Origin of the sequence: Streptomyces sp. NBC_00637 (genome assembly GCF_045161545.1) — a bacterium.
Taxonomy (GTDB): Bacteria; Actinomycetota; Actinomycetes; order Streptomycetales; family Streptomycetaceae; genus Streptomyces.
In genome coordinates this window covers 4,083,198-4,096,414 of record NZ_CP109046.1, presented here as the reverse complement: position 1 = coordinate 4,096,414, position 13,217 = coordinate 4,083,198, and the positions used below count along the sequence as shown (strand labels likewise).

At 71.2% G+C, this 13,217-nt stretch carries 12 protein-coding genes and 1 pseudogene; 5 read left to right on the top strand and 8 right to left on the bottom strand.

Translation table 11 applies throughout. From position 1 onward, the window contains the following. Positions 1-67: 67 nt before the first annotated feature. Positions 68-2,740: a S8 family peptidase gene (locus OG440_RS17880; protein WP_406007822.1), complete on the top strand. Its 2,673-nt coding sequence runs from the start codon at positions 68-70 to the stop codon at positions 2,738-2,740. A 108-nt stretch (positions 2,741-2,848) separates the two neighbouring features. On the opposite strand, the gene OG440_RS17875 is transcribed toward OG440_RS17880, so the two are convergent. Further along, positions 2,849-3,574, bottom strand: a complete 726-nt coding sequence (locus tag OG440_RS17875; RefSeq protein ID WP_406011382.1) for a DUF4142 domain-containing protein — start codon at positions 3,572-3,574, stop codon at positions 2,849-2,851. Between the two features lie 217 nt (positions 3,575-3,791). On the opposite strand from OG440_RS17875, the gene OG440_RS17870 reads away from it, so the two are divergent. Then, the gene (locus tag OG440_RS17870) at positions 3,792-4,463 is read left to right on the top strand and encodes an O-methyltransferase (protein WP_406011381.1); all 672 of its coding nucleotides are present in this window, start codon (positions 3,792-3,794) and stop codon (positions 4,461-4,463) included. Between the two features lie 9 nt (positions 4,464-4,472). Next, a pseudogene (locus OG440_RS17865) lies at positions 4,473-5,099 on the top strand (MOSC domain-containing protein); the annotation flags it as partial. 11 nt (positions 5,100-5,110) lie between these two features. Here the strand turns inward: OG440_RS17865 and OG440_RS17860 are convergent. Then, positions 5,111-6,727 carry a carboxylesterase/lipase family protein gene (locus OG440_RS17860; protein WP_406007821.1) on the bottom strand — a complete coding sequence of 539 codons (1,617 nt, stop codon included), beginning with the start codon at positions 6,725-6,727 and terminating at the stop codon, positions 5,111-5,113. A 75-nt stretch (positions 6,728-6,802) separates the two neighbouring features. Continuing rightward, positions 6,803-7,618, bottom strand: a complete 816-nt coding sequence (locus OG440_RS17855; protein WP_406007820.1) for an alpha/beta fold hydrolase — start codon at positions 7,616-7,618, stop codon at positions 6,803-6,805. Positions 7,619-7,691: 73 nt separating this feature from the next. On the opposite strand from OG440_RS17855, the gene OG440_RS17850 reads away from it, so the two are divergent. Beyond that, the gene (locus OG440_RS17850) at positions 7,692-8,186 is read left to right on the top strand and encodes a MarR family winged helix-turn-helix transcriptional regulator (RefSeq protein WP_406007819.1); all 495 of its coding nucleotides are present in this window, start codon (positions 7,692-7,694) and stop codon (positions 8,184-8,186) included. A 6-nt stretch (positions 8,187-8,192) separates the two neighbouring features. Here OG440_RS17850 and OG440_RS17845 read toward each other — a convergent pair whose 3' ends face one another. From OG440_RS17845 to OG440_RS17835, 3 genes are read right to left on the bottom strand one after another with little or no spacing between them, the layout of a single operon-like run. Next, complete coding sequence (locus OG440_RS17845; protein WP_406007818.1) at positions 8,193-8,438, bottom strand: hypothetical protein; 246 nt, start codon at positions 8,436-8,438, stop codon at positions 8,193-8,195. Between the two features lie 27 nt (positions 8,439-8,465). Continuing rightward, positions 8,466-8,675, bottom strand: a complete 210-nt coding sequence (locus OG440_RS17840) for a DUF397 domain-containing protein (RefSeq protein ID WP_406007817.1) — start codon at positions 8,673-8,675, stop codon at positions 8,466-8,468. Positions 8,676-8,683: 8 nt separating this feature from the next. After that, on the bottom strand, positions 8,684-9,535 hold the full coding sequence (locus tag OG440_RS17835; protein WP_406007816.1) for a helix-turn-helix transcriptional regulator: 852 nt from the start codon (positions 9,533-9,535) through the stop codon (positions 8,684-8,686). A gap of 202 nt (positions 9,536-9,737) precedes the next feature. Between OG440_RS17835 and OG440_RS17830 the strand changes: the two genes are divergently transcribed. Further along, positions 9,738-10,151, top strand: coding sequence for an ATP-binding protein (locus tag OG440_RS17830; RefSeq protein ID WP_406007815.1), 414 nt, complete (start codon positions 9,738-9,740; stop codon positions 10,149-10,151). A gap of 59 nt (positions 10,152-10,210) precedes the next feature. Here OG440_RS17830 and OG440_RS17825 read toward each other — a convergent pair whose 3' ends face one another. Both OG440_RS17825 and OG440_RS17820 read right to left on the bottom strand, forming a co-directional pair. After that, positions 10,211-11,629, bottom strand: a complete 1,419-nt coding sequence (locus tag OG440_RS17825) for a HupE/UreJ family protein (RefSeq protein ID WP_406007814.1) — start codon at positions 11,627-11,629, stop codon at positions 10,211-10,213. After that, positions 11,626-12,894 carry a DUF3500 domain-containing protein gene (locus OG440_RS17820; RefSeq protein ID WP_406007813.1) on the bottom strand — a complete coding sequence of 423 codons (1,269 nt, stop codon included), beginning with the start codon at positions 12,892-12,894 and terminating at the stop codon, positions 11,626-11,628. Before OG440_RS17820 ends, OG440_RS17825 begins: the two co-directional genes overlap by 4 nt. Positions 12,895-13,217: the final 323 nt, after the last annotated feature.

Below are 13,217 nucleotides of genomic sequence, written 5' to 3'. Positions count from 1 at the left end.
GGTCTGCGGCGGATCTCCCTCGACGGCGTCCGCCGGGCGAGCCTGGACAAGAGCACGGCGCAGATCGGTGTGCCGGCCGCCCGGCAGGCCGGGTACGACGGCGAGGGCGTGCGGATCGCGGTCCTCGACACGGGGAGTCGACGAGACGCACCCCGACCTCCAGGGCCGGCAGGAGGCCGAGCAGAACTTCTCCGCCTCGCCCGACATGAAGGACCGCTACGGCCACGGCACCCATGTGGCGTCCATCGCGGCCGGTACGGGAGCGAAGTCGGGCGGCACCTACGAGGGTGTCGCCCCCGGTGCCCGCATCCTCGACGGCAAGGTCCTCGGCGACGACGGCTACGGCAGCGATTCCGACATCATCGCCGGTCTGGAGTGGGCGGCCGCCCAGAACGCCGACATCGTCAACCTGAGTCTGAGCGGCGAGGACCGGCCCGGGATCGACCTGATGGAGGAGGCCGTCAACCGGCTCTCGGCCGAGCGCGGCCTCCTCGTCGTGGCCGCCGCGGGCAACGCGGGCCCGGACGCGCGCACGATCGGATCGCCCGGGAGCGCCGAGAAGGCTCTGACGGTGGGCGCGGTCGACGCGGACGACGCCGTCGCCCCGTTCTCCAGTCGCGGTCCGACCGTCGACGGCCTCGTGGCCAAGCCGGACATCACGGCGCCCGGCGTGGACATCACCGCCGCGATCGCGCCCGACAGCGTGATCTCCGGGAGAGTCGGCGAGCAGCCGCCCGGATACGCCACGATCTCGGGCACGTCGATGGCCACCCCGCATGTGGCGGGCGCGGCGGCGCTGCTCAAGCAGCAGCATCCCGGCTGGAAGAGCGCGGAGCTCAAGGCCGCGCTCGTCGCGGGGGCCCGGCCGGTCGGCGCGGGCCCGTTCGCGGAGGGCGCCGGTCGCGTCGACATCGCCGCGGCCATCGCGCAGACGGTCGTCTCCGAGCCCGCCTCGGTGGCGTTCGCCCGCCAGTCCTACCCCCACACGGACGACGCACCCGTGACGAAGCAGCTCACCTACCGCAACCTCGGCGACGAGCCGGTCACCCTCGACCTGTCGGTGGCCGCCGCCGGGCCCGACGGGAAGCCCGGCCCGGCGGACATGTTCACGCTCGACGCGCAGCGGCTGACCGTCCCCGCGAACGGGACGGCCACGGTCGGTCTGACGGCCGACACCCGGCCCGGCGGCGAGGTCAACGGCGTGTACACCGGGACCGTGACGGCCCGCGGGACGGACCAGATCGTCCGGACGAGGGCGGTCGTCGAGCGTGAGGTGGAGACGTACGACGTGACGGTGCGCCACCTCGGCTCCGACGGCGCGCCGGCCACCTTCGTCCGGCCCTCGCTGTACGGGCTCACCGGCCTGGGCACCGCGGGCCACGACTATGCGACGACGGTCCGCGACGGCGCCTACACCGCGCGTCTGCCGAAGGGGGTGTACTTCCTCGACGGGCTGATCACCGACCCGGACGGCACCGACAGCCGGATCACCGCACCGCACTTCGAGGTCACCGGGGACACGACCGTCACGCTGGACGCGCGTTCCGCGAAGCCGATGGACATCACGGGCCCCGACCCCGCCGCGGAACGGGTGTACGCCGAGATGTTCACGGAGCTGAACACCCCCGATTTCGGCATCTCCAGCGGCATCGCCGACGTCTCCTTCGCGAAGTTGCGCAGCGCACAGCTCGGTCCGGACTTCTCCACCGAGGGCACTCTCTACCAGGGGTTCAACGCGCTCGACATCAACGGTACGAAGGAGTACCGCTTCGCCTACGGCGGCAATGTGACCCGTCTGGCCACCGGTTTCGCCCGTACGGCGAAGCTGGACGAGATGGCGAGGATCAGCACCGCGCTGGGGGCCACGGTCGCCGGCAAGCAGGGGATGCTCGTCGCCCGCCCCGTCGTCCCGGACGTCTTCGGCTCCATCGTCACGGCGGGAGTCATGCGCCCGCTGCCCGTGGCCACGACGACGTACGTGACGACGGCGGACACCGGCTGGGTCATCGGGCTGGACCAGTACGACGACACGGGGGACCACCCCGAGCTGTCGCACAGTACGGGGGTGGAGCGCTACGAAGCCGGCCGGTCGTACGACCGTGACCTGGGCGTGGGGGTCTTCGGCCCCGGGCTGGGGACCGGCGAGGGCGTGTCGCGCGACGGTGACACCCTCACGGGATGCCTCACCCCCTTCAGGGACGGCACCGCCAATTGGAGCTACGCGCTGGACGACACCGTCACGGCCACGCTGTACCGGGACGGTGTCGAGGTGGCTTCCTCGCCCGACCTCCTGGGCTGCTGGAGCGGTTTCACCGTCCCGGCGGAGCCCGCCGACTTCCGGCTCACGGCGACCATGACCCGGGGTGGTCCCTCCGCCACGCCCACCGAGGTCTCGTCGGCCTGGACCTTCACGTCCGGCCACACCGGCGCCCCGGAGGCGCTGCCCGTCTCCGTGGTCCGCTTCACGCCGCGGCTCGGCCTCGACTCGACGGCCGAGGCCGGGGCGGTCGTCCGGGTGCCGGTGTCGGTGCTCGGTGCCGCCGCCGGGAGGAACCTCAAGTCGCTGACCGTCGAGGTGAGTTACGACGGCAAGACCTGGAAGAGGGCGAAGGTGGGCAAGGGCGGCTTCCTGGTCCGCAACCCCGCGGCCGGGCAGAGCGTCTCGCTGCGGGCCGTCGTGGTCGACCGGCAGGGCAACACCCTGACCCAGACGATGCGCAACGCCTTCCGGGTCGACTAGGGGCGCCGCTCGTCCGATCCGCCGCACGGTCCGGGGGTGTCCGTGCGGCACCGGGGAGGCCCGGCCGACAGTCGTCGGCCGGGCCTCTTCCCTGTGTACGGCGGCGGGTTATCCGGCGTTGCCCGCCACCGCGGGGCCGAGGTCCAGCGGGGTGGAGGTGGCGGTCGCCGGCGGGGTGAGGACGACCATGGGCTGGCCGGCCGGCGGGGCCGGGGGCGTCAGGTCCGACTTGGGCAGCTTCGGTGCCGTGGTCTGGTTGAACAGCGTGGTGTCGAAGTCGACCAGGCCGGTCTTCTCCATCACCGTGATGTGGTCCAGGACCGTGTCGTTGGCCTGGTCGGCGAGGGCGCGGACCAGCGTGTTCTTGGTGGTGGACCGGATCTTGGCGATCGTGTTGAAGATCGAACCGTGCGTCATCCGCAGGATGTTGGCGAAGTCGGTGTCGAACTGCTTGCCGTTCTCGGCCTTCAACTGGGTGACGAAGCCCTCCTGCTGAGGGCTGGCCACGTTGGGCAGCGTGATGTTCAGCATCGGCGCGATCTTGCGGCAGCTCTCGTCCAGTGCGCCGTGACCGTCGATCAGGTGCTCGCTGGCGGTGAGGACCGCCTTGCTCTGCCCCTTCTGGAGCCCGATCTGGCCCAGCGGGTACTCCCACAGCCCGGCGGCCCGCACCTTCACCACGAAGTCGCGGTCGCCTTCCGTCAGCGGACCCCACTGGGTGTTGGCGATGATCCGGTCGGTGGAGGTCGACACGGTGTCAAGTCCGAGCATCGATGGGTAGGCCAGCGCGCTGAGTGTCAGCGTCAGCGCACCGCCGACGAACAGGGTTCCCATCATGTTTCGCGAAATTGGCACCGTGCCTCCTGCCCGGTCGGGGATTCCGCCGATGTGTAGATGTTCCGTGCCCGGTGGGGGCGGACACGCAGGAGTACGGACGCCGGGCCGATCGTACTCAGCGTCCCGAGTGAAAAGTTGATGGACGGGGCATCCGGGTGCCGGTAAGTTCCCATAGGGAACTGACCGAAGTCCGTGCGGGACGACGAAAGGACCCCTGGTGCAGCAGACCTGGACCGCTGTCGACGACTACTTCAACGGCCTGCTGGTGGAGGAGGACGAGGCCCTGCGGGCGGCCGGGGAGGGCAGCGAGGCGGCAGGCCTGCCGCCGCACCAGGTGGCGCCCAACCAGGGGAAGTTGCTGCACCTGATCGCCCGGATCCAGGGCGCCCGCAGCATCCTGGAGATCGGCACCCTCGGTGGCTACAGCACGCTCTGGCTGGCCCGCGCGCTGCCCTCGGGCGGCCGCCTGGTGACCCTGGAGGCGGACGAGCGGCACGCGGAGGTGGCGGCGGCGAACATCGCGCGGGCGGGCCTGGAGGCAGTGGTGGACCTGCGGGTCGGCAAGGCGTCGGACACCCTGCCGGTGCTGGCGGCGGAACTCGGTGACGAGCGCTTCGACCTGGTCTTCATCGACGCGGACAAGCCCTCCAACCCGCTCTACCTGGAGTGGGCCCTGCGCCTGACCCGCCCCGGCGGTGTCATCGTCGGCGACAACGTGGTCCGCGACGGCGCGGTCACGGACGCCGGCAGTACGGACCCCCGCGTCCAGGGCGTCCGTGACTTCACCGAACTCGTCGCGCACAACCCCCGGTTGACCGCGACGGCCGTGCAGACGGTGGGCGGAAAAGGGTACGACGGTTTCGTACTGGCACTGGTGACGGACTGACGAGGGGGCATGGGGATGACGGTCGCGAGACTGGTCGGGATCACGTACTACCCGGTGAAGGGCTGCGCGGGGACGGAGCTTTCGGAGGCGGTGCTGACCGGCACCGGCCTGCCGCACGACCGCACGTACGCGATCGCCGACGAGAAGGGCGACCTGCGCTGGCAGTGGGGCGACCCCACGCTGGCCCTGATCACACCGGAGCTGACGGCGGGCGAACTGACGCTCCGGGCGCCCGGCCGGGACCCGGTGCGGGCGGACAGCGCCGACGTGCACGACTGGCTCACGGATGTCCTGGGCACCCCGAGCACCCTGGTCCGGTCCCCGGACGGCAACAGCGGCCGCCTGCACCTCGTCTCCCGGGCCAGCCTGGACGCCCTGAACCAGCGCATCGCCGAACGCGGCGCCGACCCCCTTCCGATGAACCGCTTCCGGCCCAACCTGGTGGTCGACGGCTGGGACACCCCGCACACCGAGGACGGCGCCGCCCGGCTCACCATCGGCGGCACGGAGCTGGCCTTCACCGAGGACACGATCCGCTGCGCCATCACGATGGTCGACCAGCGCACCGGCCGCCGCTCGGGCCCGGAACCCCTGCGCACCCTGGCGGACTACCGCCGGGCGGACGACGGCGGGGTCGCCTTCGGCGCCTACTTCGAGGTACGCCGAGCGGGCAAGGTGTCGGTGGGCGACGAGGTGGTGGTGACGTCGGGCGCGAGTACGGGCGCGGACCCGGGCGCGGGTCCGGTTACGACGGTGGGTTCGGCTTCGTAGGGCACGTCCCGCCACAGCGCGCGTACGGCGGAGGTGCCGTCGTCGTGGAGGTGATCGTCCGGCACGGCCCAGACCCGCACCGTCGTGCGGTCGGCGGTGACCGCGGGCCACCCCGGGGCACCGCAGGCGGCGAAGCCGGCCCAGGCGCGGAGCATGCGCCGGGACAGCGCCCGGTCCTGTGCGTCGGGGGCGCCGCCGATGAGGAATTCCGCGCCCGTCGCGTCCAGGTTGCCGAACGCGAAGGGGATGTCGGCGGTGTGCCAGGGCCTGCTCGCGCCGCCGGGACGCGCGCGCCTGCGGGCGAATCGCGACAGGTGGGCCCGTCCGCCTCCTCGCGCGTGCTGCTCGGCGAGCCGGCTGCCGTACTCGCCGAACACCGCGTCGCCGAAGAGCGCCAGGTAGCGGTCCCGCACCGGAGCGCCGGGCATCAGCGCGCGGTATCCGTCGACCAGCCGGGCGGGCAGGGAGAGGGCTCGGGCGAGGTCCGCGAGTTCCGGCTCCGAGGTGACCTCCCGCACCGCGCCGACCTCGTGCAGGAACCAGTACTCCTCCAGGGTGTGGCACACCAGGAGGTCCACCTCGCGGGCGATGCCGGAGGCGAGCACGGCGAGCGGATCCCCGGGGAGCACCCGGCCGTCGATCACCGGCTGGAAGACCACCGGATCGAATGCCTGGACGGGCGTCGCGGGATCGGTCCCGCACCGCCCGGCGACCTCGTCGGCGGCGGCCACCAGGGCGCGCGGCGACGCGGAGAGCAGCCCCGGGCCCGTCGCGGGCACCCCGGCCGCCGCCGCGATCCTCGCCGTGATCGCGGCGGCGGCGTCGACGGTGAAGAAGGCATGGGGCGCGCTGTGGGCGATGACCCGGTGGAACAGTCCGCGCGCCTGTTCCACGACCATCAGGCAGACGGCGGATCCCGCTCCGGCCGAGTGACCGGCGACCGTGACGTTGCCGGGGTCGCCGCCGAACGCGGCGATGTTCTCGCGGACCCAGCGCAGCGCGGCCACCTGGTCGAGCAGCCCACGGTTGTCGGGAAAGCCCGGCACATGGCCGAACCCCTCGAACCCCACCCGGTAGTTGCAGCTGACGACGACCACTCCGGCGCGGGCGAGGGCGGCGCCGTCGAAGTCGGGCTGGGCGGAGGAGCCGAAGGTGTAGGCGCCGCCGTGGATCCAGAAGAGCACCGGCAGCGGGCCGCCGTCCGCCCGGGGCCGCGCCCACACGTTGACGGTGAGCACCTCCTCGTCCCCCGGCCGCCACACCGGTGACCCGGGCAGCTCCGCGGACTGCGGCGCGACCGGTCCGAACTCGGTGCAGTCACGCGACGCGTTCCAGCGGGCGGCGGGCCGCGGCGCGCGGAAGCGGTGCGCGCCGAAGGGCGCGGCGGCGTACGGGATGCCGAGCACGGCGGTGACGCCGTCGGGCGACCGTCTGCCCCGGACCGGGCCGCCGGCCGTCCGGAACCCGGCCTCCGTGCACTGCTGTTCCCCCATACGTCCGAAGCCTGCCACGCGCGGCCCACCTGATCCACCGGATCGTCTCCGGTCCGGCGGGCGGCCCCGGGCTGGTCAGAGGCTGCGCAGGAAGTCCGCGACCACGGCGGTGAACTCCTCGGGCTTCTCCATGTTGGGGTAGTGCGCGGTGCCCTCGATGACCACGGACCGGCCGTGGCGGACCGTGTCGGCCAGGCGCTGCGCCGCGGCGAGTACGTCGGCGGTGTCCAGGGCGCCGTTCAGGGTGAGCACGGGGACCTCGATCCCGGGCAGCCGCGACCAGGTGTCGGTCACCCGGACGAGCCGGTCCTGCTCTCCGGGCGTGTGCTTGGAGAGGGTGTTCAGGGCCATCTCGCTCAGCCGGCGCGGGATGTCCGGGTCCACCTCGTCGAGGGTGCGGTGCGGGCCGGGCACGTAGTTCAGGAACGCCTTCAGCCAGCCCTCGACGTCGCCGGCCGCCAGGGCGCGGGCGGTCTCGGCCTGGATCGTCCGGTGCCAGGGGTCGGAGTCCTGGAACTCACCGGTCGAGGCGCCGCCCACGACGGCCGCGCGGACCAGTTCCGGATGTTCGAGCAGGGTGTCGCTGACGATCAGGCCGCCCATCGAGACGCCGACCAGCACCGCGGGGCCCGCGTCGAGGTGGCGCAGCAGTGCGGCGACGTCGTCGGTCCAGCGGAACGGCCGGGTCGCGTTGGCGGAGGCTCCGTGCCCCCGTACGTCCGCCGCGACCACCCGGTGCGTGGAGGCGAGCGCCGGCATCACGGCGTCGAAGACACGGTGATCGACGAATCCCGAGTGGAGCAGGACCACGAGGTCTCCGGCGCCGGCCTCGCGGTAGGCGAGGTCCCCGTCGGCGGAGGCGAAGTACTTCATGTCCGAAGCAGCAGTCATGACAACCAAGGTGTCATCCTGCCCGGAATTTGGCAACCAAGGTGTCATGTTCTCTCCGGTGCATCATGGGGAGGTGAACGACACCGACCCGCCTCTCCCCGCCGGCGCCCCTCTCCCGCCCGACGAACTCGGCCACCGGCTCACCGAGGTCTTCGACCTGGTCGGCCCCCTCTACCGGCGCGCCCTGCGCAAGGTCGAGCAGGGCGAGGTCGTCGAGGGCGCCTCCGTGGGGGTGCGCTCCGTGCTCGATCTGCTGCGGCGCAAGGGAGACCTGACGGTCCCGCAGCTGAGCCGGATCCAGGCGCTGAGCCGCCAGTTCGTACAGCGCATGGTCAACGACGCGGCGGCGCACGGCTGGGTGGAGACCCTGCCCAACCCCGCACACCAGCGCTCGTCCCTGATCCGGCTCACGGAGGAGGGCCGCAGCCTGATCACCACGGTCCTGGGCCGCGAGCACATGCTGAACCGCCAGGTCGGGGGCGATCTGACCGACGTCGAGGTGCGGGCCTGCGTACGCGTCCTGACGGAGATGCTGCGGACGTTCGACCACGTCGACGTCGACGACTGAGCGGTTCTAGATGCCCTCGATGCGCTTCATGCCCTCCATGGCCTTCAGGTGGCGGCGGGTCTGGAGGGCGCGTCTGATCGTGTAGATGCGGACGACCGTGAACACGGCGACGGCCGCGCCGAGGGCGGCCCCGATCCACTCGCCGTCCCGGATGGCCGCGTAGAAGAGCAGGACGCTGAACGGGACGCCGACGGCGACGAGCAGGGGTTCGCGCACCCAGAACGGGAGGGCGCGCACGATGAGACCGATCATCCGGTCACTTCAGCAGGCGCCGCCCCCTCAGGCTGTGACGGAGGCCACAATTCCGAGAGTTCCTGTGTGTATGGCGTGCAGAAACCCGGCGAGCGGGGCCCGGGTGGTGATGAGGACGGCGCCGGGGGCGTCGGACTCACGGAGATGGAGCGTGGCGGGGGTGGCCGCGAGCTCTACGCAGTCGTTGCCGTCGCCGCCGTCGGAGTAGGTGGACTTCTGCCAGCCGGTGAGAATCATGGCGTGCCTCACAGCTCCTTCACCAGGGTGTGGATGAAGTCACGCGACCGTTCCGGTTCGAATGACGACGCTTCCACCTTACGGAAGCGGGCGCGGTATTCGGCGAGTTGAGCCTCGGAATCGACCAGGGCCGCGCCATGGGGAGCGTCGCGGATCACCGTGTCCAGCCTGGCCACCGGGCCGCCCAGGTAGGTCATGCTGCTGCCACCCCTGGAGAAACCGTCGAGGTCGAGAGGGATGACACGGATGCTGATGTGATCCGCTTCGGAGAGTTCCAGGATGCGTGTGAGCTGGGCTCGTGACGCGGCGCGGTCGCTCACTCTGATGCGCAACGCCGCCTCGTGGATGACCGCCTCGAAGCCGATGGGTGCCGCACGCTCGATGGCCACGCGACGTGCCATGCGGTGCTGGACACGCAACTCAAGTTCTTCTGGCCTGAGTTCAGGGATCCTGTTGGAGAACACGGCACGGGCGTACTCCTCCGTCTGCAACAGGCCAGGCACGAACAGAATGGCCACATTGGCTTGGCTCCGAGCGTGGTGCTCCAACTCCGACAGATCCAGGAACGACGTCGGCAGTAGTCCCCGGTACTCCTCCCACCATCCCCGCGTCCTGTCGGTGGCCATGGTGACCAGCGCGTCGATGAACTGCCCGTCCGTGCAGGCATAGTGCGATGCCAGGCGGCGCAATCGCTCCTCGCTCACACCCGCTAGTGCGGACTCGATGTGGCTGATCTGGACCGGGCTCACGCCGAGCAGTGCAGCCGCTTCGCGAGCGGTGAGCCCGGCCGCATCTCGAAGTCTGCGCAGCTCGGCCGCGAGGCGATGCTGACGTGCGGTGGGTTCGCGCCTCAGCGCCATTGACTGCTCCTCGGACCAACGCGCCCGCGGACGCTACTCGTTCGAGGGCAAGATTACGCGATCCGCTTGCTCGGTATGAAGCTTTAGGCCTACCTTCGGTGACGCAACGCACACGCTGCGGAAGTGCACCGCTCCGTCCTGCCGGGACGGCTGCGGCAATGCCACCGCGCGCTCCACCGACCACCCCCACCGGAGTTGACGCATGTCCGAGCCCTGGGAGTACTCCCTCTACATCCCCAGTGACCCGCGAGCGGTCACCGTCTGCCGCCGCACCCTGCGTCTGATCCTCACCCTGCACGGACTGATCCACCTCGTGGACACCGCCGAGCTGCTCGCCTCGGAGTTGGTGTCCAACGCCGTACTGCACACCAAGGGTCCGGCGTGCCTACGTCTCCGCTTCCGGGACGGGGTCCTCCAGATCGGTGCCTGGGACGCGGACCCCGAGCCGCCCGAGCCCCCGCGTCGGCCGGCGGATCTCGCCGAGATGGGGGCCGACGCGGAGAACGGCCGGGGCCTGGCCCTGGTCCGGGCCTGCTCCGACCTCTGGCACTGGCAACCGCTGTCGCGCATGGGACACAGGGGCAAGCTCGTGTGGTGCGAACTGAACGCGGCGTAGTGCGTGGTGCGGGAACCCCGGCAGAGCTGTCGGCCGCCGGGGTTCACCGCCGCCGCGCGTCAGGCGCCGCTCCGGGAGAGCGAGGGGTCGGCGGTGGCGGAATCCGTGACCTCCTCGGTCGGCGTGGTCGGCGGCAGGTCCGCGTCGGACCGGGCCCGGAGGTGGCGGATCACCGTCCATGCGGTCGCGGCGAGTGCCGTCGCCGCGAGGGCGGCCAGCAGCAGCGTGGTGTGGGTGCCGGCGCTGTCGGCGGCCCGCGCGACGGGGTTGGGCAGGCCCAGGCGGTCGGCCAGCCAACCGACGGCCGCCACCCCCGTCAGCACCGCCCCGGTCAGCCGCAGGGCGGGCTGGATCCGCAGGCGTCCCAGGGCCAGCAGGGAGGGCAGGGCCAGGCAGACCAGCAGGAACTGGACCAGTTCGATGCCGAGGTTGAAGCCGAGGAGGCTGGTCACCAGTTGGCCGGTGGACAGGTGCATCTCGGCGAGCACGAAGGAGAACGCCATGCCGTGGCCGAGACCGAAGACGCCCGCCACGAGCGCCTCCTTGCCCGGGAAGAGCGGGCGGATCGCGTGGACCGCGCCGACGAGGACGCTGAAGGCGATGAACGCCTCGACCGGCCGGCCGGGGATCGAGAGGTCGTTCAGCGCGGTGGTGGCCAGCGCGACGGAGTGACCGACCGTGAAGGCGAGCGTGATGCGGGCGATGCGCGCGAGGGCGGAACGGGCGCCGACGAGACCGTCCCAGCGGCGTCCACGGGCCGCCAGTGGTGCGGGCAGCAGCAGGACGAGCAGGAACAGCAGATGGTCGGTGCCGGTGAGGATGTGGTCGCCGCCGAGTTGGACCATGGCGACGAACCCGCGCCAGGCGCTGCCCGCGCCGAGGTCGACCTTCAGGGCCGGGACGGACATGGTTCCGGTGTCGATGCGGATCGTGCCGACCTGGGTGGTGCCTTCACCGTCGACCTGGCCGCTGGACCAGTCCTGGCGGACCGTCACCAGTGCGGTGTGCGTCACGACCTGGTGGACGATGACGTCGTAGTCGAACGTGAAGTGCCGTACGTCGGCGCCGGCCGGTGGAGTGAGCTCGGCCTGCGCGACCAGCTCGCGGTAGGTGCCGGTGTCGGTCTGTACGGTGCGGCTGAGGGTGAGGCGGCCGATGGCGACCTGCCAGGCCTTGCCCCGGGTGGTGGTCGGGTGGATGTGCGCGCGGAGGTAGGCGCGGATCGCCGTGGCCCGCACGGACAGCGTGGCCGAGGTGGTCTTGGTCAGGTCGATCCCGCTGGCCCGGGAGAAGTCGTCGACGGGCAGCTCCAGCCGTGCGGAGACGGAGGTCTGGTACACGTCGAGCTGGACCACCGAGTGCGGCATCGGATGCGCGGCGGCCGGCGACGCCCCGAGCAGGAGCGTCGCCGGTACCGCGATCGCGATCCCGGCAACCCAGCGGAGCGCTGTGGTCAGCCAGTTTCGCGGTCCGGTCATGAGAAGGAGAACTCGTTGCCGTAGTCGCGGGTACGGTCCCGGTACACCGTGTGGTAGTGGATCTGGTCCCGGTAGACCACGCCGTTCTGACAGACGAACTCGATCCACACGCTCGGGCCGTCGATGCGGACGTAGTCGCCCTGGGTGTCCAGGCCGGTGCCGCCGGAGTAGGCGATGTAGGTCTTGTTCAGCTCACGCTCGTACGTCTTCAGGAGCTGCTTCGCGGTGGCGTCGTCCACGTCGGCGACCCAGGGGTGGATGGCCTCCAGGACCAGCTTCTTCTGCTTGGCCGACAGGGAGCTGACCGGGATGCCTTCCTTGGTCGCCGGGAACTTGCCGTCCTGGTCCGGGCCGAGCAGGACGTCGCTGAAGGACGTCGACAGTTTGGCGGTGGCCAGCTGGGTGTCGCTCAGGCTGCCGGTCAGCTTGAGCAGGCCGTCGCGGAACTTCGCCATCGGCGCGTACGTGGTGCCGTCCTCGGCGGTCCAGCTGGTCGGCTCGACACCGGAGAAGAACGGGCTCGCGCCGGCGACCTTGCCGTCCTTGTACGTGATGTTCACGGCGAGGTGGTGGCCGCCGAAGTGCAGCTGCCAGGTGCCGGTCGCCGACGGGGTGCCCAGGAACGCCAGGAAGTAGACGCCGCTGCCGTAGCCGCCACCGCCGGGGCCACCGCCGGTGCCGCCGGAGGGCGGGGCGCCGGTCGGGACGTCGGTCGGGACCGCGGTGGACGTGGAACCGGCGGTCGCGGACGGGTCGGCCGAGGGCGCGCTGTCCGTCGGCGCGGCGGACGAGGAGCTGCTGCTCCCCGCCGAGTTGAGCACCTCGTCGGCCAGCAGGGTCTGCATGACGTGGTCGTAACCGGTGTCCTTGCCGGACCCCAGGGCCACCTTCAGCACGCTCTCGAGAGCGGTCAGCTGGTCTTCGGTCAGCGAGCCGGTCTGGATGCCTGGGCGGCAGGAGGAGCCGCACGGCAGGTTCGACCACGCGGTGGCGTTCTCCTCGGTGAAGTCCAGCAGCGTCTCCGTCTGCTGGGTCGAGTCGAGGGTGTTGAGGAACGCGTTGGCGGCGCTGACCACGGCCGCGACACCGGCGGCCTTCTTGTTCACCGGGTAGTGGACGCCCGCGGCCGCCTTCTGCGCGTCACCGCTCGTCGAAGCGTTGGCTACCGCAAATCCGCCGCCGACGAGTATGACTCCGGCGGCTACCCCGGCCGCACCTCGCCACGCTCGTCGCCTGCGCGCCTGACTGGTTCTTTCCCTACTCACGAACACTCCCTCGAGACGAAGTCCGGGATGACGTGCCGACCACGCGGGCAGCACCCGTCGACTGGTTTGGGATCGCTGAATCCGCTTCCAACCTGGGTGGTTGGGAGCGGACGGAAATGCGCGGCGGTCCGTGTGCGGCCCGTCCGCGACAGTTAAGGAAATTATCAGCGTCATTGTTGACACCTCAATGCCGGAACTTCGTGGGGAGCCCCTTTTGGGTGCTGTACGTCGCATATTCTGGGAATTTGCTAAGCCAATTGACAGGTTTCGCATATCGCGGCTTCAGCCGCGCGGCGGCACGCGGCCGACGCGGTCCCCGGCCG